The sequence below is a fragment of the Mesorhizobium sp. M0808 genome (genome assembly GCF_040320025.1).
In the GTDB taxonomy this organism is placed as follows: domain Bacteria; phylum Pseudomonadota; class Alphaproteobacteria; order Rhizobiales; family Rhizobiaceae; genus Mesorhizobium.
In genome coordinates this window covers 1-25090 of sequence record NZ_JAMYOX010000033.1, presented here as the reverse complement: position 1 = coordinate 25090, position 25090 = coordinate 1, and the positions used below count along the sequence as shown (strand labels likewise).

Sequence of the window (25090 nt, the reverse complement as noted above, 5' to 3'; positions counted from 1 at the left end):
ACACCGCCGGTCGGAAACGCCCATGATGCGTTGGCTGCCGCGGATATTCAGCACGGCCGCGTTGGCCGGTTTCGCGGCGGCGATCTGGTTTGCTGGACCTTTGATCCGCTTCGCCGATATCCGGCCGCTGGGACCTGTCTGGTTGCGCGCGACAATCATCGGCACGATCGTGGCGACCGCGGCCCTCGTTTACGCAGTGCGCGTCTGGCAGGTGAGAAAGGCACAAAAAGCGCTCGAGACGGTCGTTGCCCGCAACGACGGGGGCAATGACGATTCACCGGTGCTCGAGGCGCGCATGAGTGAGGCCATCGCAACACTCAAGCGATCGAGCGGCAAGCGCAGTTTCCTCTATGACATTCCCTGGTACATCGTCATTGGCCCGCCGGGCGCCGGCAAGACGACGGCACTGGTCAATTCGGGTCTGAATTTTCCGCTTGCCGGTTCAGGAGACGCTCAGCCGGTGGCCGGTGTTGGCGGCACCCGCTCCTGCGACTGGTGGTTTACCGACGAGGCCGTGCTGATCGACACGGCGGGACGCTACACCACGCAGGATTCCAATGCTGGAAGCGACAGCAAGAGCTGGCTTGCGTTTTTGTCACTGCTCAAGAAATACCGCACCAGACAACCGATCAACGGGGTTATCCTGGCCATCAGCCTTGCCGATCTCATCAGCCTCGATGACCAGCAGCTGGACGGCCATGTCGTTGAAATACGCAGTCGCCTGAGGGAGATCCACGAGACGCTGAAAATCCAGTTTCCGGTGTACCTGCTTTTCACCAAGGCCGATCTTGTTTCCGGCTTCATGGAGTATTTCGGCAGTTTCGAGGAGCCCCGCAGGCGCAAGGTCTGGGGCGCAACATTCCAGACCACCGACCGCAACAAGAACATGGCCCGTGAGGCTCCGGCCGAATTCGATGCACTGGCGAACCGATTGGCGGACGAGATAGCTGACCGCCTGCAGGAAGAGCCTGATCCGGTCTCGCGCATATCGATCTTTGGCTTTCCGGCCCAGTTTTACGCGCTCAAGGGCCGAATTGCCGGTTTCGTGACCAGCCTGTTCGATCCGGTCCGCAGCCAGGTGAATGTCAGCTTGCGTGGGCTCTACTTCTCGTCGGGGACCCAAGAGGGAACGCCGATCGATCAGGTGTTGGGCGCAATCGGCCGCAGTTTCGGCAACAATTCCCGCCCCCATCTGTCCGGGACCGGCAAGAGCTTCTTTTTGCACGACCTCCTGACTGATGTCATTTTCGCCGAATCCGGATGGGTTTCCTATGACCGAGCGACCGAGAGGCGGGCAGCGGCCCTCAGATATGGCGGCTTTGGCATCATAGCCTTGATCACAGCCATAGCCCTTGGCGCGCTCGGGATGAGCTTCATGGCCAACCGCTCGCTGATCGCCTCCACGACGCAGGCGATGAGCCAATATCACGAGACAGCGGACGCCCTGCTCAAAAGCACGACGGTCACCGATGTCGACCTTGAAAACGTCATCGGGCCGCTCGACGAATTGCGCAACATGCCGGCCGGTTTCGAAACCAGTGACTTACCGACACCGATCGCGGAAACGGTCGGCCTTAGCCAGCGGGAAAGGCTTCTTTCGGCATCGACAACGGCCTACCGGCAAGCACTGGAACGAATGTTGCGGTCGCGTCTGCTTGTTCAGGCTGAGCGGACAGTCCAGGCGACGATGGCTGATCCCGCCGCGCTTTACGAACCGCTCAAGATTTACCTGATGCTCGGCGGCAAGGCACCTAAGGTCGATGACCCATTGATCATCTCCTGGATGAAGCAGGATTGGGAACAGCACCGGTATCCGGGCGAGAGCAACCGCGAAGGACGCGCGCAGCTCGAAAAGCACTTACGCGCCATGCTTGCGTTGGACGATGCCTATGATCCAGTTTTCGAACTCAACCAGCCGCTTGTCGAAGCCGCTCAGCGTTCGCTCGGACGTATGAGCCTTGCGGATCGCGCGTCAGCATTGATCAAGTCGGCGGTGTATGCGGCTGCGCTGGACGATTTTGCTGTCTCTCAAAAAGCTGGAACCGAAGCGCAGCTTGTGTTCGAGCGCGTCGATGGCGGCGATCTGTCGAAGCTTCGTATTCCCGGTCTCTACACCCATGCCGGATTCAACAACTTCTATCTCGGACAGCTTTCGCGCATTGCGCAGACACTCGACGACGACCAGTGGGTTCTGGGCGGTGGCGGCGAGCAAGGCGGCATCGATCAGGAGTTGCTCAAACTCGGCCCCGAACTTCTCGACCGCTACGGCAAGGAGTTTGCAGCCGCATGGAACAGCGTTCTCGATGGCTTGAAATTCAAAGCCATGCTGAACGACAAGCCGCACTATGTCGCGCTTTCCGCCGTTGCCTCACCAAGCTCGCCGATCGAACAGCTTTTTACTGCGATTGCCGAGGAAACAGCCCTGGCGCGCGACTCTGTCTCCGGCGAAGACTCGGGCATTGGCATGCAAGCTGGGACCGTTATGCGCCAGTCCCAGGACGCCGCAGACATGGCCAAGGGCCTGGCTCGCATCGGCATTCAAATTAGCTCCGCAAAATCGCAAAGCCGTGCTGGTACCGGGTCCGCGAAATTTCAAACCCAGAGCCCTGGGGCAAACATCGAAGCGCAGTTCAGGTCCTTCCAGGCTCTGGTAAGCGGTCCTTTTGGACACCGACCGATCGATGCGCTGACCCAGAATTTTCGCGACATCCATCAGAGTCTGCAACTGGCAACCGAGGTCCCCTTGCAGACGGAACGTGTCAACGCCAACCTGCAGCTGCAGATAGCCACCCTTCGCGCCAATGCATCGCGTCTGCCCAAGCAACTCGGCAGAATAGTCAACGCAACCGCAGACGAATTTGAGGGCAACGCGGCTGAAATTTCGTTGACGAATTTGAACGAGATGCTCGACCAGGCCGTCACGCAGCCGTGCGAGAAGGCGGTCAACGGCCGCTACCCCTTCGCCGGCGATGGTGCCAAGGATATTGCGATGGCGGACTTCGCCAAGTTGTTCTCTCCGGGCGGTCTGATGGACCGGTTCTTCGCACAAAACCTTGCTTCCTTGATCGACATGAGCGGCCAGGACTGGAGCTGGAAACAGGATGCGCGCTTTGGGCGCGACCTGTCGAAGTCGACGCTGAAAAACTTTCAGCTGGCTGCGGAAATCCGCAGCGCATTTTTCCCTTCGGGCGGGTCAATGCCGTCGGTCAACCTGACCTTTACCCCGTTCTCGCTGAACGATGATGCAGATACTGCGGTGCTCGACGTCGATGGCCAGATCGTCCAGAGCAACCAGGCGGGTAACACGCCAAGCACTGTGTCCTGGCCGACCGGTGCGGCCTCGACATCCGCCAGTCTGAGGCTGATGCCGGAAATGCCGGGCCGCGAATCCGCAATCAGGTTCGAAGGGCCGTGGTCGCTCAAGCGGTTGCTGGACAAGGCGACGATCACCAGCAAAGACGGCTCTGTTGAGGCGCGCTTCGTAATCGGCGGACGCGACGTCAGCTATACGATCCAGACCGGTTCCGGACCCAGCCCCTTCCTCCGTCCCGCACTTTCTGCATTCAGCTGCCCGAAGGCGTTTTGAGAGGATTTGAGCCTCACCTGGTGCAACTAGGGCGCCAAAGCTGCTGCGATCCCGCGTCACGGGCTCAAAGCTAAATTTCGATACTTTAATATTCCAGGCTGTGGCAAAGTGGCAGCAGCGAGCGCCTGAAGGTGCGCCGCAGAGGACGCTTTGAGAAGCGCTTGGTGGCAAGGTGAGCGATGTCGCCCTTTCCTTTGAAAGCTTCGGCGTGAGCCACAATGGCTGTGTCCGTGAGCACAATGAAGACAACTATCTAGTGGAGCCACGAACCGGCCTGTGGGTGGTGGCCGACGGAATGGGTGGACATGAAGCCGGAGAGGTCGCTTCAGCCAGCATTGTCGATCATCTGGCCACGATCGGCATTGCCAGTTCCGCCCCGGATCTTCGTGCGCGCTTCGAAGACAGGCTGAGCCGCGCCAACGCCGAGATCCGCAGGATCTCCGAATCTCGCGGCATAACCATCGGCTCCACCGTTGCCGCCCTGTTGGCGATGGATGGGCGATTTGCCTGCCTGTGGGCAGGCGACAGCCGGGTTTATCTGGTCCGTAATGCCTCGATCTCGCAGATCTCGAGGGACCACACCGAAGTTCAGGAACTTCTCGACCGCGGTATGATCAGCGCAGCAGAGGCGCTCACCTGGCCGCGCCGCAATGTCATCACGCATGCCGTCGGCGTCAGCGACGAAATCGTCATCGATTTCCAGCAAGGCGAAATTATGCCGGGAGACATCTTCGTGTTGTGCACCGATGGGCTGACGGCGCATTTGACCGACGCCGAGATCGGGGCCGTGGTGGTGTCTGCGACGCCTCAGGCGGCTTGCGAAAATCTGCTGCAAATGGTGCTGGCGCGGGGCGGAACAGACAATGTCACCATTGTGCTGGTGAAGTTCGCAAACGGGCACAACGGACACCCCCCCTACCCTGATCTGTCCAGAGCGGAGGGTTGAGGCTGATGAGCGCCGACGACAAGACGCGAATATCGCCGCAGCTGGCCAATACCGCCGTCGGCACGCAACTCAGCGGCATCTACGAACTTGACGAGCGGATCGCATTCGGTGGCATGGGCGAGGTCTACCGTGGCCACAACATCCAGACTGGCGACCACGTCGCGATCAAGATCGTCCTGCCCGAATTTGCCCGCGACCCGACGATCTTGTCCTTGTTCCGCAAGGAAGCGTCAATCCTCAATCACCTGTCGCATGATGCGGTCGTGCGATATCACGTCTTCACCATCGATCCAGGCATCGGCCGTCCCTACCTTGCCATGGAATTTGTCGACGGCGAGTCGCTGTACGACATCATGCGACGTGGCCCGATGCCAACTGAAGAGGTACGCAAGCTCTGCCATCGCCTCACGTCGGGTCTGAGCGCCGTGCATCAAGCGGGAGCAATTCACCGCGACCTCTCGCCCGATAACATCATCTTGCCAGGGGGTAGAGTCGACCACGCCAAGATCATCGATTTCGGTATTGCGCGATCGGCGACCGTCGGCGGGGAGACCCTGATCGGCGGAAAATTCGCGGGAAAGTACAACTACGTTTCGCCCGAACAGCTTGGGCTGTACAGCGGCGATGTCAGCGAGCAATCCGACATCTACAGCCTGGGGCTGGTGCTGGTTGCCGTTCTGCGCGGCAAGCCGATCGACATGAGCGGGTCCCAATTCGAGATCATCGAAAAGCGCCGGACTGTGCCCGACCTGTCCGACATCGACGACGATTTTCGTGGCATTGTTGAAGCCATGCTGCAGCCGGATCCGCGAGACCGCCCGGCGAGCATGGCGGAAATCGCCAGAATGACGCGTGACGAGGACGAAGGCACAACGCCACCAACGTTCATCCCGACCCGCGATCGGCCGGGTTTGCCACGAGCGGGGCAAACCCTTGCGCCTGAGCCCAAGGCCCAGCCTTCCTATGATTTGGGGCGCAACGCGCCTTTGACGGCAGCTTCCGGTGGGCAGCGCTTCGTCCCACATGTCCGTCCTGCGCTGCTGTCGGAACCGCGGCCTTCAGCAGTCGCCAGCCCGCCACGCGCGGTCGCACGTGGCGGGCCTGGAAAATCCACAAAGACCCGAACCATCGCGATTTCTGCCTTCGCGACGCTGTCTCTCGCCGCGGGTGCCGGCCTCTATATTAGCGGTTTTATGACGCCTACCACGCCGAGCGCCGGCACCACATCGCTGTCCGCCCCAGAACCATCTGAGCCCGCACCAGAGGCATCAAAGCCGGTCGCGACGGATAATGTTGCGAACGCTCCTAAGCCGCCAGAGCTAGCTCCACCCGCGCAGCCGCGAACGCAGACCACGGCATCGCCAACTAAAAATCAGGCAGAGGCGGCTGCGCCTCAAAAGCCGCAACCGCCAGAGTCGCCCAAGATACTCCCACAAACCGGGGAAGCCCCGAAGCCATCAGCTAGCACAGCGCTGCCGCCGGCCGAAAACGTAGCGCCGGCAATTCAGCCCGATACCGCTGCCAACGCCAGCCCGACAACACTTCCGCCGCCTGACAAGCTCGTTCCAGCTCCAACGCCAGCCGAAAAAACGTCAACCCCGCCAGCGCCGCAGCCCGACGTCGCCGACAGCCAAAAGCCGCAGCCGGCAGAGCCCGCCAAGATCCCCCTGCAAGCCAGGGAAACACCGAAATCGTCAGCAAGCGCGGCACAGCCGCCGGCCGAAAAAATGTCGCCGGCAGTTCAGCCCGACATCGCGGCCGGCGACAGCCCGAAAACGCCTCCCCCGCTTGGCAAGATCGCTCCAATCGCTCCACCAGCCGAAAAAGCTTTAACGCCGCCAGCCCCCCAGCCCGATGTCACGGTGAGCCAAAAGCCTGAACGACAGGCAAACCAGCCGGCGGAGGCGAAATCGGCCGCGCCCTTTCCCGAGCCGGCTGCAGGCCAGGCAGATGCGATGAGCGCAAAGGACCAGCAGGCCGACCAGCCGGCCGCCAGACAGCCAGACCAGGCCACGGTCGCCTTGAACGTGCCCAAGCCGGAAGTTCCTCCGGTCATCGACGACGTAGCGCAACGGGTCTCGTGGGTTCGCGACTTCAGCGGCGGCGACTGTTTCTATGCGGCCGTCACGTCGATAACCGACAAGACGGCGGCCATCGAAGGATTTGGAACGGCGGTTCATCCATTCGAACAAATGTTGACTGATTTCCAGGCAAAGTTCCACGTTGAACCGGACATAAGCGTGCGCCTCATCGAGCCGCCCCAGTGCGAAGTCACCAACTTCCTGCGCTTTTTGGGCCAGACTGCAGTCGTCAAGCCGCAGCTGGTTCTCGATCGAACATCGGTGCCTAACGGTACGCCGATCAGCGGCACGCTGGTGACGCATGGCGGGCTCATTTCCAGCGTGCTGTTGATCGACCACAAAGGCATGATGTTCAACCTCGACGACCGCATGGTCGTACAGTCGGACAAGGCCACCTTCAGCATCCCGATCGGCCTCGGGGCCGCCGACAGGGCTGCAGGCAAGGCCGTACCGCAGATCATTATGGTGATCACCGGCCCCCAGGACATTCAGGCGGCTGCGTTCTCTACGCCAATGCCGGCCTCGCAACTGTTGCCCAAAATTCTCGAAGAAATCGAGACCAACGGATCTCAGTTCTCGGCCAGTGCCAAATATTTCCGGCTCGGCGGGTAGTATGGCGTGCAATGGAACTCTGCCGCTCGCGTTTGCCCCGCTCGTCTGACGGCCTGCCCGTAAAGCAGCGCGATCGGTTTCGAGCCTTGCTTATCTTGACAGGCCGCATGAGGCTTGCGGTCGTTTCGGGCGCGGCACTCCTGGCCGTGCTCTCATGCAATGAAGCGCGCGCCGAATTCACGGTCTGCAATCAGACACTCGACCTCGTCAACCTCGCTATCGGCCAGACAATCGACAATGCCGACCAGACCGATGGCTGGTGGACCATCGGCGCAAATCAGTGCGTGAACGTCATTCGCGAGGAACTGACGAACCGCTACATCTACATCTACGCCACGGACGTTTTTGGCCACGCGATCCTGACCGGGTCGACCGAAATGTGCATCGAGCGTCGACGGTTCTCGATACGCGGCATCGACGAGTGCTGGCAGCGCGGCCATATGGCGGCGCGATTTGTTGAAGTCGACACACTTGAACAGGTGCGGTGGACGTTTTTCCTGACCGGAAGCACTCCGTGACGCACGCAATCGACACCAGCTTCAAGGCGAAAAAGCAGGCGCGCGCCGCCCTTCGCCGGCGCACGCTTTGGCGCAGGCTTATTGCAGGCTTGGCCTTGATTTTCCTGTGTTCGATCGCCGTCGGCTTCTACCTCACCGCGGACTATTGGTCATTTGGCGACGAAGACGAGGAGTTGCGCGCGGTAGAAGGAGCCGACGATGTGCCGGCCGATGCATCTGTCTATGTGCCTGCGATTATCGGCCTGGCGGGGGACCCTATGTGGATCACGCTCGCACCCGATAACGGCGCAGCAACGAAAGGCCGCGTGATTCCGCGTCCGGCAGAACTCGACCCGGCAGGGGTTTCGCCACAGATCGAGATCCTGTCCGACGTCATGCTTAGCGCCAGCGAAAAATTCATGACGACGATACCGTCGACGCAGGAGGATTTTGCATTCTTCCAGGCGCAACGAAAGACCGCCCCCGCGCCCTCCAGCGATCTGCAGAACGATCTTGAGCCATCTCCTGGCGCGGGTGAGCCCGCGCCGGCTTCGGATCAACAGGCCGACACCGACGATCCCGAAGCCGGCTGGGGTGAAACAATCGATGCAGGCGACGCAGCCCTTCCCGCATTCCAGAAGACCCAGATCGAAAACAACACCAGCGTCGCAACTGTCACGAATGAATATCAGCGGTTCGAGGCCACCGAAGACACTTTCGTGAAGATCCTCAACAGTCGCAGTCTGGACAGCGTTGCGCTCGATGCGCATTTCTCCGCCGAGGACGCCAGGCTGGCAGGCGAGGCCCTGAAGGCGCTCTTTAGCCGGGACGGCCTGGAACCGGGTTATGTCGTCGCCCTGCGTGGATACCGACCCAACCGCGAGACGACAACAATGTCCCTTATGCAGGTGTCGATCTACGCCAAGAACGTTTTTGTCGGGACGCTGACGCGTAATGCCGCGGGCGTGTTGGTATCGGGCGTTGACCCTTGGGTACGCGAAGACCTGTTCAACTACTCGGGCGCGCCGGCAGAAGGCGGCCACAAAAGGCAGTATCGTCTGCTCGACGCGATCTACTCGACTGCGGCACGCAACAGCGTTCCAACCGGCGTGATCGGCGAAGCCATCATGTATCTGTCGAGAGGACAGGATCTGGACGCTTTCGCAAGCGAGGACCAGCGTCTTGTGCTGATCTATTCGCAGACGCCCCGCGGCAAGGACGAAAGCGCCGGGCGGGTGCTGTATGTGGGTGTCCAGGGGACGACGAAAGGCCTCGACTGTTTCGTCTTCCAGCAGGGCGATGGCCAGTTTGCATGCGTCACGGGCGACGATCAGGTCCGCTCGCTGACGGTCACCAACGGCATGGTCACACCGGTCAACGGGGTCTTGACCTCGACCTTCGGGCCGCGCAAGCATCCAATTCTAGGCACCGTTCGCATCCACAAGGGCGTCGATTGGGCGGCGCCGGTCGGCACGCCGATCGCAGCCGCCTTTGATGGCGAAATTAGCTTCCAGGGCGATGGGGGCGGCTACGGCAATCTGGTCAAGATTTCGCACGGAAACGGGCGCGAGACGCGCTACGCTCATATGCAGAAATTCGCAATCGAGGGCGGCGTCGGCACCAAGTTGAAGGCTGGCGACATCATTGGCTATATCGGCACGACCGGCCTTTCGACCGGACCGCATTTGCATTTCGAACTCTATCAGAATGGCGCGGCGATCGACCCACTGGGCACGGTTACCGCGGTCGCTTCGGATCTTTCCGCCGTGGAAACGCTCACCGACCGTATCGTTCATGTCGAAAGTGGCGGCAGCGCCCGTGCCAAGAACCCAAATTCTTCAGCGACCGGCGCCGGCCAATTCATCACAAAGACCTGGATCCGGATGATGAACACTTACCGCCCCGAACTTGCACGCACACTCTCGACTGCCGACCTGCTCGCCCTGCGATACGACGCCACGATCTCGCGCGAGATGGTTCGCAATCTGGCGCGAGAAGGCGAAGCCTATCTTCGGGCGCGCGGCCACCAGATCACAGCCGGCCGGCTCTATCTCTGCCACTTTCTCGGCATGGAGGGCGCGCATCAGGTGCTGTCGGCATCGGGTTCGGCGCAATTGAGCGCCGTGCTCGGGTCAGCCGTCATTCAGGCCAATCCCTTTCTGACGGGCAAGACCGCCAGCTATGTCGCGGACTGGGCCGAAAGAAAGATGGGTCGCAAGCTGAGCCCAGCCACAACCACGGCGGGCCAGCAGACGACGACCACCATGGAGGTCCGGCAGACATCGCCCGAGTTCGCAAAGTACAAACAGGTGATCACGGCGATGCTGAGCTCTGTTCAGAATGCGCTTTGAGCCTGTGCATGGCCCCGGCAAATCGTAACCGCTTGGGTGCACGCAGACGACCGGTTTTCGGTCCAACGAGTGCTGTACTTCGACCTTGTTGGCAGATGTTTTTCTGGTCTGCGCACTATCGAACCGTGGCCAAGATCACGTACGCCACGGCGGTTGTATTCGTCACGTTCTGCAAGAATGGCCGGCTATTTTCGAGTAGAAGCGTCCGGCACCGAGAGAATTCAAGGCGATCGCTGATGCGGCCGATGGCGGTGCTGAGCCGAGCCTGCCCGGTGTCGGCAAGTTCAAGGTGAAGGAAACACCTGAACGCGAGGGCCGCAACCCGTCGACGGGCGCGACCATCAAGATCTCCGCCTCGAAGAAGCTGTCCTTCACGCCGGCTAAGGCCACCAACGGCTGATCCTTTGCCGGTATGTACCCTGACAGAAAGAGCCCCGCGGTCTACCTTGTGGGGATCAGGTGCAGTGTAGTCTTCCCGGCCTTCACGGCCGCGACTGACAGCTTGCGGTCAAAGCTCGCAAGTTGGCCGCCATTCGTCTTGGCGAGCGCAAGAAGATAGGTATCCGTGACCTGTGCCGAGGTCAGGATTTTCGCCGCATCGATGTCGCCGGAGCCAACCAGGCTCACATCGTCGGACCAGAAGCTGTGCCCGTGCAGAGCCCGCAACTTGGTAACGATTTGCGCAACGACGGCGGGCGAACCGGGAGAATTAGGATATCTTTGGTTGCCGACGATGCGCAGGACGCCGTTTTCGGTAATGGGACACGTAGCCCATGCGGCGTTACCGGTCACTTCGAACCAGCCATGCGCGTCGTCATGGGCCACGTGGCCAGGATCTATCAGTGCGATCAGCACATTGACATCGAGCAGGAACGTCAAGGCAGTTCGTCTCGCAAGGCATTGACCGTCTCAAGCGTGACAGGAGGTGCATCCGGCCGAGGCGACAGTAGAGGAATCCCGTTGCGCTCGCCGCCGGCTTGTGGCCGGCGCAGCGAGCGCCGGGCGAGATCGGTGATGACCTCGCCGAGGCTGCGATCCTGCTGCCGGGCCATGGCCTTGGCCGCGACCAGGACATCGTCATCGATCGCCAGTGTCGTTCTCATATCGCCCTCCTTGGCGCGCATCAATCATCACGCATCATATAGAATAGCGACGACGGATACTCAAGCGGTACGATCGCGCACGAAATGGAGGCTCGATCCCGCCGCCGATAAGCGGGCCTTCCGACCGGCGCCGCATCCCTTGCGAGACCGGCGACGACATACGAAACATAGCCCGGCACCAGCGGCAGCATGCAGGGCGAAAGAAACGACACGATGCCCGTCGCGAAGGCGGCCAGCCCGCCGATATTCGAATTTCGCGCATTGGTCATCACCACCCCATCGTTGGGTTAATGCTCATTATCGACCAGTTTCCGAACGGTCGCTTCGCCACTGTGGAGCCGCTGAGCATCGATAAGTTGAACACGCCCAAAGCCTAAAACTAACAGATCGCGGCGCGCGATGAGGACCAGGCGAATGCCAGCTCGGATTTGCGGTGCGCACATCGGTCGGCGTTTCGGACCAGGTAAGCAAACAGCGGGCACCGAATTGACAGAAGGTGCGATCGGTCTTGACCGCCAAAGCCGCATCGACCTGCAACTGCGCATCGAGGGGTTGGGCAACGAACTTGGCCGCATCGACGGAAACATAGGTCCGCAGACCCGCCGGGCGATCGGCATCTGGCAAGCCAAGAATGGTCTTCCGGCCGACCACCTATCTGCCGCGCGAGCAACTTGCATTCCTCGTGGTTCGGACAGATCCGACGATGGAAGCCGTGCGTGCCGGATATACTGCCGATCAAGCCCGTACGACGCAGCCGAAAAAGCAGGTTGCGCAGAAGGTCCGCACCCAGCGGCCGGTGGCGCAGAAACCCCGCAAACAACAGCAGGTCGTTCAGAAACGGCGCTTCCGCAAGACCGTGGGGCGGCGGGACGATCCTCCGCCGCCCAAGGATAACGACTTCCTGACCAAGGCGTTGCTCTTCGGCTCCGGTGTGGTGGTGGGCGGCGTGCTCAAGAACTGACCGGGGTCGTTCCAAGCCTATTCGCCTGACTGCCGCTGCGCTTGCCACTCAGTTCCTGACGCACTGCTGCACAGTTTCAGGCGGCATCCGTACGCTACTCGGCCTTTATACGCATTTCCACGCGGCGGTTGACGGCGTCGTATGGATTCGGGCTACGCGGATGCGCTTCGCCCAACCCGATCGCGTTGATGCGGTCAGCCTCGATGCCACTGGATGTGAGGAAGGACGTCACCGATTGCGCTCGTCGCTGCGACAGCCGCTCATTGTAGTGCGCCGGACCGGAAGCGTCGGTGTAGCCTTCGACGACGAAGTGGAAAGTACTGATCCGGCTGTCCTTCAGGGCCTTGGCATACTCCTCGAGTTCAGCGCGTGCGGTCGCGTCGAGTTCGGCCGAATCCAGCCCGAAATTGATCAGCATGTCGAGACTGGATTTGTCGGCCGGCCCCTCTTTTGCCTTGGTCTTGCTCTTACACTGCTCCTCCGTGCCGACACAAATCCCCCGAGACTTGCCGAGGTCGGCCGCGCCAGCAAAAAACTTGACGATGTCTTCTGATTTCTGGACAGGGTCGGCGGAAACATGGGTCGAGAAAGCCACGACCGCCAACACCAAGGGTGAACTGGCCCACCGCATAGCGGTTACTCCTGTTGAGCATCCGATATTACCAACCGTGAATATACCACATTCCCACGCGTTTGTCTGTCAATAAACGCCGAGCCTGGCTGTGTCGGCCGATCTCCCGTCCCCACGAGTTGAGACTTGACCGGCGCCACGCCGGGGGCTTGAGTACCGACTGGTCCTCGATGAAGGCGTGGCGTCATGGCCAATGGGCTCCGATTCAAAACGGCACGGGATCTTTTTGTGGCTTGTCCCGCTGTCGCCAGAGACATGAGAGCCCTTCCAACCGAGCAGCGTTCGATCGAGTTTTGCCGCGATCTCCTCGCCGGGCCCATTCCCGAAGAGGCGATCACGTTTTGTGCCTACCTGCTTCCTGATCGGGCTGCGGTCTGGTGGGCCCATGAATGCCTGGGGCATCTGAGCGAGCTGCTCGATAAGACAGATCAAGAGCTGCTCGCGCTTGTTCGCGACTGGGTCAGCGAACCGGACAGTCCCCGCCACCGCGCCGCAGTAAGCGAGGCTGCGGCAACCCCGCCGGCTACGCCGGGCGCCTGGATTGCCTTGGCTGCGGAATGGCGTGACAATGGTTTTGGCGTTGCCGGATCTGTCGTCGGCGCAGCCGCGCCAACGGCCTTGCAGCGACATCCTGCCGCCCATGCAGTCAATGCCGGTGTTCTAGCAGGGCTGGCGCGCGTCGCACTGGCGGACCGCTTTGCCGTTCTCTCCGCCTTTGTCGAAATGGGCCTGCAGTTGGCCGAGATCGAGGCGCAGCGCCAATCGGCTGATGCGTATTAGACCCGAACCATTCCAATAGACGCAGCTCCATGGTCTTGTTTGACCAGGGGTTTTCGAACCGAAGGGCCCAGATCTCACTTGCAGCCGCCTTGCGCCCATTTGGCCAGCGCCACCTTGAAGCGTGTCCCAAGCGGATGTTGCAGGCGTAGAACGGAGACATCGTTGGCGGCGAAATTTTTCGCCTGTTCGCATAGCCGATCCTCATTCCACTCATGACAGCCGTTGCAGTGCTTGCCCTCCCACACCGCCTTGTCGAGCCCTTCCACGGGAGTGAAGAGTGGTTTGCCTGTGATCAGCTCGGCGATACTCTTGCCGTCGATTGCTGGATCTCCGAAATCGACAGGTTGGTCGAAAAAGATCGGCTCGTCCGAAGCCAGTCTCGGGATTTTCTGACGCAGCACATTGAGCGCAAGCTGGGCATCGTCAGCGCCAGACGGATTTGCGGCGGCGTTGCGCCCGCCCGAGGCGCCTTGCGGTTGTTGCGGAGCGGTCGCCTCACCGACGATCAGTGGCGCGTTCAGATCCACCTTGTGCAGCACGACCTCGGTGGTGAGCGAGACATTGATCCACGGGCGCTGTTTGCCGGCCGTTGCTTTGAACACGTCGGCGGTAACCCTGTTCATTGCGTCGGTGATGGAGACGTTCGAGGCCCCGATATGGGCAAGCAGCGCCGACGTGAACGGCGAGTGCTCGCTCGATCCGTCATAGGCGACCTGATTGGGACTGGTGGAAAAGGCGACCAGCGTGCCAGTGCCGCCATTCTCGATCGGGATTTCGGCAAGGCCACTTCTCGCTCCCTTGACGCCTGCGGTCTTTGCCAACACCTCGGCCAAGGGATTGTCGCGACAGGCGTCGAGAAAAATCAGCCTTATGCTGGTCTCGCGCGACATTTGCCGCAAAACGAAATCCACCGGCACCGCTTCGAAGTCGAGCGAGGTCTCGTCTTCCAGTGCGGCATCGACCGGAAGCAGGTAGTTGCTGCCTGAAACCTGCAAGCCGTGGCCGGCGTAAAAGAAAAGGGCAATGTCGGCGCCGCGAACCTGCTTTGCGAACTGCGCAATGGTCGTCTGGGTCTGCAATTTGGTCAGATCGAACCCGGAGACGACTTCAAAATCCAGGCTTTTGAGACGTTCGGCAACAGCCTGCGCGTCGTGTACCGGGTTGGTCAGCGCCGGCGCATGCTGATACTGGGAGTTGCCAAGGACCAGAGCAGCACGACGTTCGGCGTTGGCCGCCGTCAAGGTCAACAACAGCGAGAGCATCACCAGCCCGATCGCGCCTAGGACACCAATAAACCAAGCAATCAGATCGAAGCCCCGCCGGAACAAAGGCCCTTCCTCAGTTGACGAGCTTGGTGGCGGAAAACTCTATCCGCCGATTGAGCGCCTTGTTCTTCGGCGTGTCGTTGCCAGTAACCGGCCGCTCCTCGCCATAACCGATCGCCATGATCTGCGTGCGAGCAATACCTGCGGCAACAATGGCGTCAGCTACGGCCTGGGCCCTCCGCTCCGACAGGAGCTTGTTGGCGGCGGACGACCCATCGGAGTCGGTGTGGCCGGAAACCTCCACCTTCAGGCCCGGGCACTTGCCGACGACGCCAACGACCTCCTCCAGTAGCGGACGGCTTTGGGTGTCGAGCCGTGCGCTCGCCGGCCGAAAATAGATGGCTCCGGTGCGAGAGAGCACCTCGAACCGGTTGAGGCACTCCTCGTCGCTGAAGTTCGCCTTCGCAGCATCAGTGGCAACAGGCCCGACGTCGGCGGTGCTTGCCGCGACGGTCTGGACGGCCGCGGGCTTGCTACCATCGGCGTTGAACACGAAATCGAACGATACCGAAGCGGTCGGAACAATGTTGGCCACATTGGCGGCCTGCTGCAGCTTGTCGACATTCGGCAGCAGTCCGAAGTCCTCGACATGCACGGCGACGGGGGCTTCCGAAGCGACGGAAACCATGCTGTCGCTGATCAAGGTCACGACGACATTGGCCTCGAGATCCTTGTCGACCCCGTGCAGGTTGAGTCGGAATGGAAGCACTGCCTTCATCCTTCGCTTCGTCGCAAGATCGGCAAACGCCGCAGGGTCCACTTTTGCGGTCAGTTCGGCGGCCGGATACTTGAATGTCTCGAAGAAAAGGAACCGCATGCGGACGTTTCGAAGGTCGACGCCGGTATCGACTGAATTGAGGTCGAATGTGATTTTGGCCTCACCCGTCGAAGAAAGGGTGCCGGCGATGTTCCTGATCTTGTTGGTTTCAACGATCGTGTTCTTCTTGACCGACTGGTAGGTGAGCACCGAAGCGGTTGGATCAAGTGTCCAGTTCGTCTGTGCATTCGCGCTTTCCAGTCCGGGTAAAAACAGCACCGACAGCGCGATGATCAAGCCAAGGGTGTTTAGGGCTAACCAGCTTCTCGAGCCCGTTTTCCGCCAGTCTCCGACGACTTCGAACATCGAACCCCCCACAGGACAACAGCCTTCCGTGTCGCAATCACCACCAAGCGTGCCAAGGAGAGCATAGAACAATTGTCAAGGCTTGGCGAGCATCGGCCAATCGACCGCAATGGTGTAATTCCGCTCAGGTCCCGGGCTGCGTAAGTCCGGAAAAATGGTGTTGCGCGAACAAGCAGTCTTGTTGGCGAACAATGGAGCTGATTGGAGAATATTCGCTGCGCTACCTGCCGCTGTCTTGAAGCCGGTCACGCTGGACCAGCCAAGCGAGGGAAACGCCCGGCTTACTCCATCCTGCTTCTCCCGCGGAATGCAGCTGGCGGCTCTTCGATTGAAGATTTCGACCATGTGAAGCAGGCCGCGAGGCGCGTCCGGGCCTATTTGCAGGCACCTGCCCAAAGCCGCGACATGAAGCCAGCCGCCAGCCTGCCATGTTCGACGGCAATCGTTTAGCTTGCTGCCGCCGATCGTTTGAAGATGATGGTCACCTTCGTCCCTTTGCTGGCGCTAGAGTCGACTGCGAACTGCGCCTTGGCGTTCTCGGTCAGCGAGCGCGCGATCAGCGCTCCGAGCTTGCCTGGCTTGGGCCACGTCTCGCCTTCCGGCAGGCCGATTCCGTCGTCCGCCACTATAACCCGGCAGCCGTCGCCATCGACGACGCTGTGCAGTGTTATCGTGCCGCCGTCGCGCCCCCGGAACGCATGCTTTAGTGAATTGGTCAGCAATTCGTTGACGACCAGTCCCGCCGGCATGGCGACGTTTATTGACACGGGATATGTATCCACCTTCATATCCAGGCGGATCCCCTCGACTGCATGCGAGCTCATCACCGCGGACGCGATCTGGCTGAGATAGACGCCAAGATCGACCTCCTCTTTCGGCTCGTCGGCCGTTAGCGTCTGGTAGAGGATCGCCAGAGCGTCGACGCGACCGGCAAGCCGCTCAAACCGTCTCCGGTCGGCCTCGGTCGCGTTGCGGCTTTCCAGCCGGATCAGTGCGGTGATCATCTGCAGGTTGTTCTTTACCCGGTGCTGCAGTTCGCGCAGCAGTGTGTCTTTCTCGCTGACAAGCTCCTCAACCGAGCGCTCATCTCCCGCCTCGCCATGGGCCGATACGTCGACCAGCGCCACCAGCCGGAAGCACATCTTGCCGTTGTCGTCCTCGATCACATTGGAATAAACGTCGACGATCGTCGGCTTATCCTCGTTGCGTTCCAGCCTGTAGGTGCCGACAAAATCGGTTTCCTCGACCACGGCCTCGGCAAGTGGCCGGTTCTTCTGCTCGTGGAGGCCTTTGCCCAAAAGGGCTGCCCAGTTTGCTCGTGTGAGCCTGGCGGCCGTCAGGCCTGACAGTTTCTCGAATTCCGGGTTGGCGTAGACTACGCGCTCCTCAGCGGCCAGGTTCGCAACGGCAATGGCGATCGGCACCTGGTCAAGGAATTTTTTGAACTGTTCGCTTTCCAGTGCGGTTGCAAGGTCAGGTGTATCAAGCAACTGCTCGACCGCCTCGGCCTTTTCTGAATCCGGTGTCATTTGCGCGCCTGTTCCGTGCGGACAATATCAACAATGCAGCGCGCCCGCCATCGCCAAAGCTGCATTTGACGCACCGCGTCATGCACCTGACAACAAGCTTGCGTCGTGCGCAACGGCCATACGTCTAAGATTGCGACCGGCCGAAGGAGAGCGGCAGGCGCCGGGTGCCACGCCTTGTGCCCTTGAAGGGGTGAGCCGGCCCCCGCGGCAAGTGGCTCCGCTGAATATTAAGCTTTTGGTAACCCTCCAAACTCGAAGGCTAAATGGTAATGGCTCCTTTTGCTCTCAATAGGTGTTAGGCCCGATATCGAGGCGAGAAAGAGGAGAAAGGACCAAAATGGCCAACGTACTGAACGCCAAGGGTGTTCCACTCCCCTACAGCGGATCCTCCGTAAAGTGGTATTCGGCGACGAATTCCGGCCCGACACTTTATGGCAGCATCTACAACGACTCAATGTACGCCGACGGTAGCGTCACCGTGACGATGTACGGCGGCAAGGGCGATGACATCTATTATCTGTATTCCTCCAAAAACAAGGCGGTCGAGCTGCCCAACGAGGGTGTCGACACCATCTCGACCTGGATGAGTTACAAGCTCCCAGCGAATTTCGAGAACCTGACGGTCACCGGCGACAAACACTATGCTTTCGGAAACGAGCTAAACAACATCATTACCGGCGGCTCCGGCCAACAGACGCTCGACGGTTTGCAGGGCGATGACGTTCTCAAGGGCGGATCCGGTGCGGACATTTTCGTCGTGACCCCCGGCAACGGCAGTGACCTGATCCTCGACTTTGGCGCCGATGATACCGCGCGCGTCGGGAGCTTCGGCTTCACCTCCTTCGAGGATGTGCACGCCAACATGGTCCAGTCGGGGGCGAACGTCAGACTTAACCTGTCCGATGACGAGTTTCTCGTTTTCGCCAATAAGACCATCGACCAGTTCAACCCAGGCCAGTTCGATCTGGCCCTAGACAGGTCGCATCTGGAACTCACCTTCTCGGACGAGTTCAACACGCTCGACCTGTGGAATGGCTCGAGCGGCACCTGGGACTCGAACTTCTGGTGGGGCGCCGCGAACGGCAGCTCGCTCACGAGCAACAAGGAGCTTCAATGGTATATCGATACCAACTATGCCCCGACGCGTTCCGTCAGCCCGTTCAGCGTTGAGGACGGTGTTCTCTCGATTACCGCCGCCCGGGCTCCCGCGGCAATCCAGCCCTACATAAACGATTACAAATACACGTCAGGTTTGCTGACGACCTATGAGTCCTTCGCACAAACCTACGGCTATTTCGAAATTCGGGCTGACATGCCCGAAAAGCAAGGTGTATGGCCGGCCTTCTGGCTTCTCCCGGCTGACGGCTCCTGGCCACCGGAACTGGACGTCGTGGAAATGCTCGGTCAGGATCCAAACAAGCTCATTCTGACAAGCCACTCCAACGAGACGGGAACTCATACGACAGTGTCCTCGACGGCCTATGCCGCAGATACCGAAGGGTTCCACACTTACGGAGTGCTGTGGACAGAAGACGAACTCGTCTGGTATTTCGACGACGTCGAAGTTGCTCGTGCCGCAACGCCTTCCGATATGCACGACCCCATGTATATGCTGGTCGATCTGGCGGTTGGTGGCCTCGCGGGAGCGCCCGCCGACGGGCTTGCGACACCTGCGGAAATGCAGATCGACTACATCCACGCGTACGCGCTGAACGATTGGCATATCTAGGCGCAAAACCTGACGCTGGCTGCGGTATGGAGATGTCGTAACCAAGCCTGATTGCGGGCACGATCTTTGCGCCCGGGACTGAACTTGAACCGATGTGAAGGCGATGTCGCATTCCCATTCGTCCGAGCCGCCACGAACAACCCTCGCTGCGGTTTTGGCTTCTTTCCGCCGCGCGTTCGCTGGAATTGCCCTGATGAGCGGCGTCGTCAATGTTCTGGCGCTGACCGGCTCGTTCTTCATGCTGCAGGTCTATGATCGGGTCGTACCCGGCCGCAGTGTGCCGACGCTTGTCGGGCTTGCCGTATTTGCCGGCATGCTGTTCATTTTCCAAGGCGTTCTTGAGCTTATCCGGTCGCGGTTGCTTGTGCGCATCGGGATGGCTTTGGATGCGCGATTGAGCGGGCAAGTCTATGCCGCCCTTATGCGTTTGCCCCTGCGCACCAAGCTCCCAGGCGACGGCCTTCAGTCGTTGCGGGATCTTGACCAGGTGCGTTCGTTTCTGTCGAGCACTGGTCCGACTGCGCTTTTCGACCTGCCCTGGATGCCGCTGTATCTGGCAATATGCTTCCTGTTCCATCTCTGGATCGGCGTGACGGCGCTGGCAGGCGCTATCATTCTCTCTAGCCTGACTGTGCTTGCCGAAGTTCGCACCAGGGAGCCTGTGAAGAGGGCAAACAGCCAGGCGGCAGCGCGCAATACGCTTGCGGAGGCGACGCGTCGCAATGCAGAGGCTCTGCAGGCGATGGGCTTTGGCGCGCGCATCGCCGAGCGCTGGTCAAGCGTCAACGCCGACTTTCTCAACACGAACGCAAGAGCCAGCGATCTGGCTGGGACGCTCGGCACGATCTCGAAGATCCTGCGCATGATGCTGCAGTCGGGTATACTGGCGATCGGCGCCTATCTGGTCATTCATCAAGAAGCGACAGCCGGTATTATGATCGCCAGTTCGATTATGATGAGCCGGGCGCTCGCACCGGTCGAACTGGCTATCGCCCACTGGAAGGGTCTCGTCAGTGCTCGCCAGGCATGGACCCGGCTGAGCCAGCTTTTGGCCCTGCTTCCTGAAATTGCCACGAGTGTCTCGCTGTCGGCACCTGTATCTGCTCTTGCGGTAGAAAGCATCTGTGTCACGCCACCCGGCGAGCGTCGTGTGGTTGTGCAGGATGTCGGGTTCGCGCTAGAAAGGGGTGCCGGCCTTGGCATTGTCGGACCGAGTGCGTCCGGAAAATCATCGCTTGTCAGAGCAATAGCCGGGATATGGCTTCCAGCCCGCGGGACCGTCAGGCTGGACGGAGCAACGCTCGACCAGTGGTTGCCGCAAGAACTGGGCAACCATGTCGGCTATCTGCCGCAGGATGTGCAACTGTTCGATGGCACCATTGCCGAGAACATCGCACGCTTCGAACCTCAAGCCTCTTCGGACAAGATGCTGGCGGCTGCGCGCGCGGCCGGCGTTCATGACCTTGTCGTCCATCTGCCGGAAGGCTACGAAACGCGGATCGGCGAGGCCGGGTCGGCGCTTTCGGCGGGCCAGCGACAGCGGGTTGCGCTCGCACGGGCACTCTATGGCGATCCGTTCCTCGTTATCTTGGACGAGCCCAATTCCAACCTCGATTCCGAAGGGGAGGCCGCGCTGGCGGCGGCAATTGAGGGCGTGCGGGCGCGAGGCGGCATTGCTGTCGTGGTCGCCCATCGGCCGAGCGCGCTTGCAAGCCTGGATCAGGTACTCGTCATGGCTAACGGCCGTGTCCAGGCGTTTGGCCCCAAGAATGAGGTCTTGAGCAAGGTAACCCGTTCGGGCGGCGTTCCCCTGAAGGTCGTCTCCGGCCCTGAGGAGGCGACACACTGATGACGCAACACGCGGCATCGGCGATCGACCGGACCATTCGACGCTATCTGTTCGGCGGCCTCGCGGTCTGCATGCTCCTGGTTGGCGGGGCCGGAAGCCTGGCCGCGGTCACGGAGCTTTCTGGAGCCGTCATTGCTTCGGGAAGGCTGGTCGTCGATTCCAGCGTTAAAAAGGTGCAGCATCCAACGGGTGGAGTGGTCGGTCAGATCCTCGTGCGAGAAGGCGACGCCGTGAAGGCGGGCCAGGTTTTGATCCGTCTCGATGAAACCGTGACCCGGGCCGATTTAGCCATGGTCACCAAGAGCTTGGACGAATTCGAGGCCCGTCTGGCCCGCCTCGAAGCCGAGCGCGATGGCACGGACACCATCGCCTTCCCATCTTCGCTGACGTCGCGGCAGGACGATCCTGAGATCCGGCGTGCGATGGCCGGCGAGCAGTCCTTGTTCGAATTTCGTCGCCAGGCACGCGCTGGCCAGAAGGCTCAGTTGAGAGAGCGCATTGCTCAGCTCGCCGAAGAAGTCGCCGGCTTGAGCGAGCAAAGGGATGCTAAAAGCCAGGAAATCAAATTGATCGGGCTTGAGCTCGACGGCATGCGCAAGCTCTGGGAACGCAAGCTGGTTTCAATCGATCGCATAACGACACTTGAGCGTGACGCAGTCCGGCTTGAAGGCGAACATGGGAAGCTGACTGCCGCAATCGCGCAATCGAAGGGCCATACATCCGAAATCCGCTTGCAGATCATTCAGATCGGCCAGGATTTGCGCAGCGAGGTGGCAACCGAGCTCCGTGACGTCCAGGCAAAGCTCGCCGAGTTGGTCGAGCAAAAGGTCTCGGCCGAAGATCAGCTCAAGCGTATCGATATACGCAGCCCGCAAACTGGCGTGGTCCATCAGCTTGGCGTGCATACGGTCGGCGGCGTCATATCCGCGGGAGAGCTCATCATGCAGATTGTCCCTGTGACAGACGATCTGACGGTCGAGGCGCGTGTGGCACCGCAAGACATCGATCAGCTGATGCCAAGGCAGAGCGCAACGTTGCGACTTTCGGCCTTCAACCAGCGGATAACGCCTGAGCTGAATGGTGTCGTCAGTGAGATCTCCCCCGATCTCAGCATCGATGAGCGAAACGGCGCGAGCTTCTATACTGTGCGTGTCAGCCTGCCGCGCACAAAGCTTACAAGGCTGAAGGGCCTGACCTTGTCGCCCGGTATGCCTGTCGAGGTGTTCTTCTCGACCGGCAGCCGCACAATGCTGTCTTACCTCGTAAAACCTCTGGCAGATCAAATCCAACGGGCATTCAGGGAGGATTGAGTTCGCGTGACGGACTCGGCCATAACCCATGCCGTGCTTAGAGCGTGATGATTAGATTGCGGCATACTCGGCCTCGGTGAAGGAGTTGGCGCATTCCTTTGATGTGAGAGTGTCGTGGATTTTCCCGATGCTCGCAGACGGCGTCGGTGTTGCGTCTGGCGGCCGTTCTCAGCACGTGTTTGGTTTGGCGAGGAGCATCTCGATCGGATCAGGTCTGGCGAGTATTTCGGCAGGAAGAAGAGCTTGGCGCCGGCGTTGCTGACGGCGTGCCGGACGGCCATGACGACGATGTCGCCCGGCTTGAGGGTCGGCAAGAGCACCTTCCATAGAGCCGGAAGCCATTGATCGGCCCGTCTGTGAGCATCGGGCGGCGGCCCGGTCCACTGCGCCCGCCGACGCGCCAAGTCGGGCCGATCTTGCGCGCCCCCGCTGGATGATGACGAACGGCTATCGACATCTTCTTCGTTGTCGCTCCAACCGTCGGTTGGTGGACGCACTGCCGGTGAGAGCCTAACGTTCCTGAACGGTACGCGCGCACTGGGCAATTCCGCCCCCGCATCCCCCATGCCCGGTGCAAAGGCGCTCCGATCGGTCCCGCCGTCCTGGCATGTACGGCGGGACTTTTTGCGATAGGCCTTGGAACCCGCGCGGTGAAGGCCAGCAACTTCTCCCTCACACATTGCTGCCAGGTCGGTGGCCCCGAAGCCGGCGTCTCCTAGTTTCAGCCTGCTCTGTCGCAGATGGCGCTAAGTACGGCCAGCTCCTGGTACCTCGTCCAAGAGATCTGGACCGTTGCCCGCGGGCATCTGGCCGTCGGGCGTAAGCTTGTCCACCGCGTCGGGCAATTCTCTTGTGAGCCGGTCGAGAAGTTCGTCATGGGACAATCCGGTTTGCTCAGCCAGATCGCTCAATGTTTGCGGGTCGATTGCTTTCTCAACCTGATCGCGCTGAACGGGCCGGTTTGATCCTTTACTTACCCACGAATCAACCTGATCGCCCGCACCCGCATTTCTGAGACGGTCCAGGATGTCGCCGAGGCCGCCAGGGGAGCCAGCGCTAGCGTTGGGATCTGTCGATTTCCTACCAGCGATCAACTCGCCGATCTTGTCCCTATTCTTGTAGGCAAGCAGGCCAAGCAACGCTATGGCGACCTTTCCTATATCAAGGCTCATTTCGCATCTCCTTCTATAAGGAAGGGACAAGGCATGCGGCTTCGAAAGGTTCCATGGTTATGCTGCTGGGCCGATATTCGATTCGGTTTTTAGCCGGACGATTGCGGCTTCTCGGCTCGTTCTGACTAGACTTCAGCTTCCGTGCCTCCGCAGAGTCAGCTCGCAGCTCGCGTCGTCTCTCCGGAGGCGCGGGCTTTCTACATTCCGTCACCGATTGTGAGCGACACGCTCATTCAAAATCTTGCATTAGAAACTTGGAAGATAAGTGCAGCGGAAAACACTGCTGGCGCCATGGACAAGAACGATGGCGACACAATCGTCCTGGCTGGCTTCCGAGCCGCCTGCTCGGGGGTCCGGTGATCCGAGCAGACAGGGCGACAAGGATTTCGAGAGAGAGACCGACGGCAAATGGGTTAGACGATAGCGGTCACGAAAGCCGGGTGGGCATCACAATGTGGGAGGAACAGGAAGAAGCTGACACCGCCCTCGACAGCCAACCAGCCGTGGTTCCGTTGCTCTGGTCGTGTATGTGCTCTCGATCTTGCATAGTCGGTGCGATCATTTCGGTCAGCTCGCGCGCCTGTGCCTGCGCAATGCCGGTTCATCGGCTAAAACTTGGACCTGCCCTCCTTCAGTCTTCAGTCGCTCGCAAGCGAACTTGTCTTCTCCCATGTTGAAAACCTGTTTACGTTCGGCCCGTTGGAACCCAATGATTGGCAAAGCGACTTGTTCCTTGAGCTGCCAGCGCCCGACGGTCCCCAGCCGTTCGTGGTCGCTGACGCTGTCGCTGCGGAGACAATCTTTGGCGTGTCGGATCCCGAAATCTTTTCCAAAGCGCCAGCATAGGCCGCCGCATCCGCCCACCGCTTAATGCCGCGCTTGACCCTTAGGCGAAGCCGCCTAGGCTTAGCGCAAAGCAGAGTTGAGTTGTCGCAACGCCCCCTGGGCGGCCGATAGCCTGTGTTTTTCGAAGATTGCTAGCTTCTGCTGATAAGTGATCCGCACCTTGGCGTTGCACCCGTGGCATCTGAAGTGCGCGATCGTTCTTAGTGTAGAACCTTTCCTTACTGCCGGATAGGAGCAATCCGGACAATTGAATGTGAGCGCAACATGAGACAAGTCTTTGGCTAAACCCAATCTCAGATCGTGTCCCAGGATGTGGTGGTGTAGCTGACGGCTTGGTCGCCGCGCTCTCCGGCATGGGGGCCGGGACGAGTAGCGTGCCACCGCTGGCAGGCTGATGAGCGGATCATCGCTCATTTGGCTGATGGTTTCCAATGTCATGTATCTGGCGCGCTGGACGGCCCATTCGTCGTTCTGCTCGAGCAGGAGCGCGCCTACGAGGGACGATAAGGTGCCGACGACCTCGGTGCGCCGCTTGATCTCGCCGTTGAGCCCAATCACGCGCAGAGTTCCTGGACTGATGCTCGGCTGGCGGCAACTTGCTCGCCAGCCGAGTGAGTTCAGGCGGTGGTCAGGGGAGGCTGGCCAGCCACACGCTGGTG

The 25090-nt window shown here is 60.3% G+C and carries 20 protein-coding genes and 3 pseudogenes; 13 read left to right on the top strand and 10 right to left on the bottom strand.

The genetic code is table 11. The annotated features are described in order from the left end of the window. The first annotated feature begins 22 nt into the window (after window positions 1–22). From tssM to NKI25_RS27420, 6 genes and pseudogenes are all read left to right on the top strand, one after another. Window positions 23–3586, top strand: coding sequence for a type VI secretion system membrane subunit TssM (tssM, locus tag NKI25_RS27445; RefSeq protein WP_352999921.1), 3564 nt, complete (start codon window positions 23–25; stop codon window positions 3584–3586). A gap of 172 nt (window positions 3587–3758) precedes the next feature. After that, window positions 3759–4532, top strand: a complete 774-nt coding sequence (locus NKI25_RS27440; protein ID WP_352452799.1) for a PP2C family protein-serine/threonine phosphatase — start codon at window positions 3759–3761, stop codon at window positions 4530–4532. Between the two features lie 5 nt (window positions 4533–4537). After that, window positions 4538–7225 (top strand): serine/threonine-protein kinase, encoded by a 2688-nt coding sequence (locus tag NKI25_RS27435; protein WP_352892049.1) that lies wholly within the window; start codon window positions 4538–4540, stop codon window positions 7223–7225. Between the two features lie 107 nt (window positions 7226–7332). Beyond that, the gene (locus tag NKI25_RS27430) at window positions 7333–7743 is read left to right on the top strand and encodes a DUF1036 domain-containing protein (RefSeq protein WP_352786548.1); all 411 of its coding nucleotides are present in this window, start codon (window positions 7333–7335) and stop codon (window positions 7741–7743) included. After that, window positions 7740–10073, top strand: coding sequence for a M23 family metallopeptidase (locus NKI25_RS27425; RefSeq protein WP_352999919.1), 2334 nt, complete (start codon window positions 7740–7742; stop codon window positions 10071–10073). Before NKI25_RS27430 ends, NKI25_RS27425 begins: the two co-directional genes overlap by 4 nt. Window positions 10074–10299: 226 nt before the next feature. Next, window positions 10300–10473 (top strand): annotated as a pseudogene (locus tag NKI25_RS27420) (HU family DNA-binding protein); the annotation flags it as partial. Between the two features lie 41 nt (window positions 10474–10514). Here the strand turns inward: NKI25_RS27420 and NKI25_RS27415 are convergent. Genes NKI25_RS27415 through NKI25_RS36555 form a run of 3 tightly spaced genes read right to left on the bottom strand, consistent with a single transcriptional unit; the run spans window position 10515 to window position 11445 of the window. Next, window positions 10515–10952, bottom strand: coding sequence for a TA system VapC family ribonuclease toxin (locus NKI25_RS27415; protein WP_352999917.1), 438 nt, complete (start codon window positions 10950–10952; stop codon window positions 10515–10517). Continuing rightward, complete coding sequence (locus NKI25_RS27410) at window positions 10949–11176, bottom strand: CopG family transcriptional regulator (protein WP_352569963.1); 228 nt, start codon at window positions 11174–11176, stop codon at window positions 10949–10951. The genes NKI25_RS27415 and NKI25_RS27410 overlap by 4 nt, the downstream gene beginning before the upstream one ends. Before the next feature lie 20 nt (window positions 11177–11196). Beyond that, window positions 11197–11445, bottom strand: coding sequence for a hypothetical protein (locus NKI25_RS36555; protein ID WP_502897451.1), 249 nt, complete (start codon window positions 11443–11445; stop codon window positions 11197–11199). Window positions 11446–11575: 130 nt separating this feature from the next. Here NKI25_RS36555 and NKI25_RS27400 point away from each other — a divergent pair. Together NKI25_RS27400 and NKI25_RS27395 are read left to right on the top strand one after the other, a co-directional pair. Further along, window positions 11576–11764: pseudogene (locus NKI25_RS27400) on the top strand (hypothetical protein); the annotation flags it as partial. Window positions 11765–11807: 43 nt separating this feature from the next. Then, window positions 11808–12137, top strand: a complete 330-nt coding sequence (locus NKI25_RS27395; protein ID WP_352786614.1) for a hypothetical protein — start codon at window positions 11808–11810, stop codon at window positions 12135–12137. Between the two features lie 94 nt (window positions 12138–12231). Here NKI25_RS27395 and NKI25_RS27390 read toward each other — a convergent pair whose 3' ends face one another. Next, entirely contained in the window at window positions 12232–12768 is a 537-nt protein-coding gene (locus NKI25_RS27390) for an OmpA family protein (RefSeq protein WP_031212166.1), read from the bottom strand. Window positions 12769–12954: 186 nt separating this feature from the next. On the opposite strand from NKI25_RS27390, the gene NKI25_RS27385 reads away from it, so the two are divergent. Next, entirely contained in the window at window positions 12955–13548 is a 594-nt protein-coding gene (locus NKI25_RS27385) for a DUF6931 family protein (RefSeq protein WP_031212167.1), read from the top strand. Between the two features lie 74 nt (window positions 13549–13622). Here the strand turns inward: NKI25_RS27385 and NKI25_RS27380 are convergent, their stop codons facing one another. From NKI25_RS27380 to NKI25_RS27365, 4 genes are all read right to left on the bottom strand, one after another. Beyond that, the gene (locus NKI25_RS27380) at window positions 13623–14876 is read right to left on the bottom strand and encodes a caspase family protein (RefSeq protein ID WP_352592832.1); all 1254 of its coding nucleotides are present in this window, start codon (window positions 14874–14876) and stop codon (window positions 13623–13625) included. A 10-nt stretch (window positions 14877–14886) separates the two neighbouring features. Further along, a complete protein-coding gene (locus tag NKI25_RS27375) occupies window positions 14887–15996 on the bottom strand; it encodes an OmpA family protein (protein WP_352592835.1) in 1110 nt (369 codons plus the stop codon). A 75-nt stretch (window positions 15997–16071) separates the two neighbouring features. Then, window positions 16072–16341 carry a hypothetical protein gene (locus NKI25_RS27370; protein WP_352999915.1) on the bottom strand — a complete coding sequence of 90 codons (270 nt, stop codon included), beginning with the start codon at window positions 16339–16341 and terminating at the stop codon, window positions 16072–16074. Between the two features lie 101 nt (window positions 16342–16442). Continuing rightward, window positions 16443–17525 (bottom strand): histidine kinase dimerization/phosphoacceptor domain -containing protein, encoded by a 1083-nt coding sequence (locus tag NKI25_RS27365; RefSeq protein ID WP_352592838.1) that lies wholly within the window; start codon window positions 17523–17525, stop codon window positions 16443–16445. Between the two features lie 337 nt (window positions 17526–17862). On the opposite strand from NKI25_RS27365, the gene eglC reads away from it, so the two are divergent. The 3 genes from eglC to NKI25_RS27350 all read left to right on the top strand — a co-directional run bounded on the left by eglC (window position 17863) and on the right by NKI25_RS27350 (window position 22413). Then, a complete protein-coding gene (gene eglC / locus NKI25_RS27360) occupies window positions 17863–19254 on the top strand; it encodes an endo-1,3-1,4-beta-glycanase EglC (RefSeq protein ID WP_352592841.1) in 1392 nt (463 codons plus the stop codon). 103 nt (window positions 19255–19357) lie between these two features. Further along, window positions 19358–21103 carry a type I secretion system permease/ATPase gene (locus tag NKI25_RS27355; protein WP_352999913.1) on the top strand — a complete coding sequence of 582 codons (1746 nt, stop codon included), beginning with the start codon at window positions 19358–19360 and terminating at the stop codon, window positions 21101–21103. Continuing rightward, window positions 21103–22413: an HlyD family type I secretion periplasmic adaptor subunit gene (locus tag NKI25_RS27350; protein WP_352458611.1), complete on the top strand. Its 1311-nt coding sequence runs from the start codon at window positions 21103–21105 to the stop codon at window positions 22411–22413. The genes NKI25_RS27355 and NKI25_RS27350 overlap by 1 nt, the downstream gene beginning before the upstream one ends. Before the next feature lie 746 nt (window positions 22414–23159). On the opposite strand, the gene NKI25_RS27340 is transcribed toward NKI25_RS27350, so the two are convergent. Further along, a complete protein-coding gene (locus NKI25_RS27340) occupies window positions 23160–23585 on the bottom strand; it encodes a YidB family protein (protein WP_352592850.1) in 426 nt (141 codons plus the stop codon). 615 nt (window positions 23586–24200) lie between these two features. Here NKI25_RS27340 and NKI25_RS27335 point away from each other — a divergent pair. Next, entirely contained in the window at window positions 24201–24431 is a 231-nt protein-coding gene (locus NKI25_RS27335) for a hypothetical protein (RefSeq protein ID WP_352848828.1), read from the top strand. Between the two features lie 375 nt (window positions 24432–24806). Here NKI25_RS27335 and NKI25_RS27330 read toward each other — a convergent pair. Next, window positions 24807–25090, bottom strand: a pseudogene (locus tag NKI25_RS27330) (hypothetical protein); the annotation flags it as partial.

Coding starts and splice junctions, on each gene's coding strand:
- tssM (WP_352999921.1), top strand. CDS start 23: ATGATGCGTTGGCTGCCGCGGATATTCAGCACGGCCGCGTTGGCCGGT.
- NKI25_RS27435 (WP_352892049.1), top strand. CDS start 4,538: ATGAGCGCCGACGACAAGACGCGAATATCGCCGCAGCTGGCCAATACC.
- NKI25_RS27430 (WP_352786548.1), top strand. CDS start 7,333: ATGAGGCTTGCGGTCGTTTCGGGCGCGGCACTCCTGGCCGTGCTCTCA.
- NKI25_RS27410 (WP_352569963.1), bottom strand. CDS start 11,176: ATGAGAACGACACTGGCGATCGATGACGATGTCCTGGTCGCGGCCAAG.
- NKI25_RS36555 (WP_502897451.1), bottom strand. CDS start 11,445: ATGACCAATGCGCGAAATTCGAATATCGGCGGGCTGGCCGCCTTCGCG.
- NKI25_RS27395 (WP_352786614.1), top strand. CDS start 11,808: ATGGTCTTCCGGCCGACCACCTATCTGCCGCGCGAGCAACTTGCATTC.
- NKI25_RS27390 (WP_031212166.1), bottom strand. CDS start 12,768: ATGCGGTGGGCCAGTTCACCCTTGGTGTTGGCGGTCGTGGCTTTCTCG.
- NKI25_RS27385 (WP_031212167.1), top strand. CDS start 12,955: ATGGCCAATGGGCTCCGATTCAAAACGGCACGGGATCTTTTTGTGGCT.
- NKI25_RS27375 (WP_352592835.1), bottom strand. CDS start 15,996: ATGTTCGAAGTCGTCGGAGACTGGCGGAAAACGGGCTCGAGAAGCTGG.
- NKI25_RS27370 (WP_352999915.1), bottom strand. CDS start 16,341: ATGGTCGAAATCTTCAATCGAAGAGCCGCCAGCTGCATTCCGCGGGAG.
- NKI25_RS27365 (WP_352592838.1), bottom strand. CDS start 17,525: ATGACACCGGATTCAGAAAAGGCCGAGGCGGTCGAGCAGTTGCTTGAT.
- eglC (WP_352592841.1), top strand. CDS start 17,863: ATGGCCAACGTACTGAACGCCAAGGGTGTTCCACTCCCCTACAGCGGA.
- NKI25_RS27355 (WP_352999913.1), top strand. CDS start 19,358: ATGTCGCATTCCCATTCGTCCGAGCCGCCACGAACAACCCTCGCTGCG.
- NKI25_RS27350 (WP_352458611.1), top strand. CDS start 21,103: ATGACGCAACACGCGGCATCGGCGATCGACCGGACCATTCGACGCTAT.
- NKI25_RS27340 (WP_352592850.1), bottom strand. CDS start 23,585: ATGAGCCTTGATATAGGAAAGGTCGCCATAGCGTTGCTTGGCCTGCTT.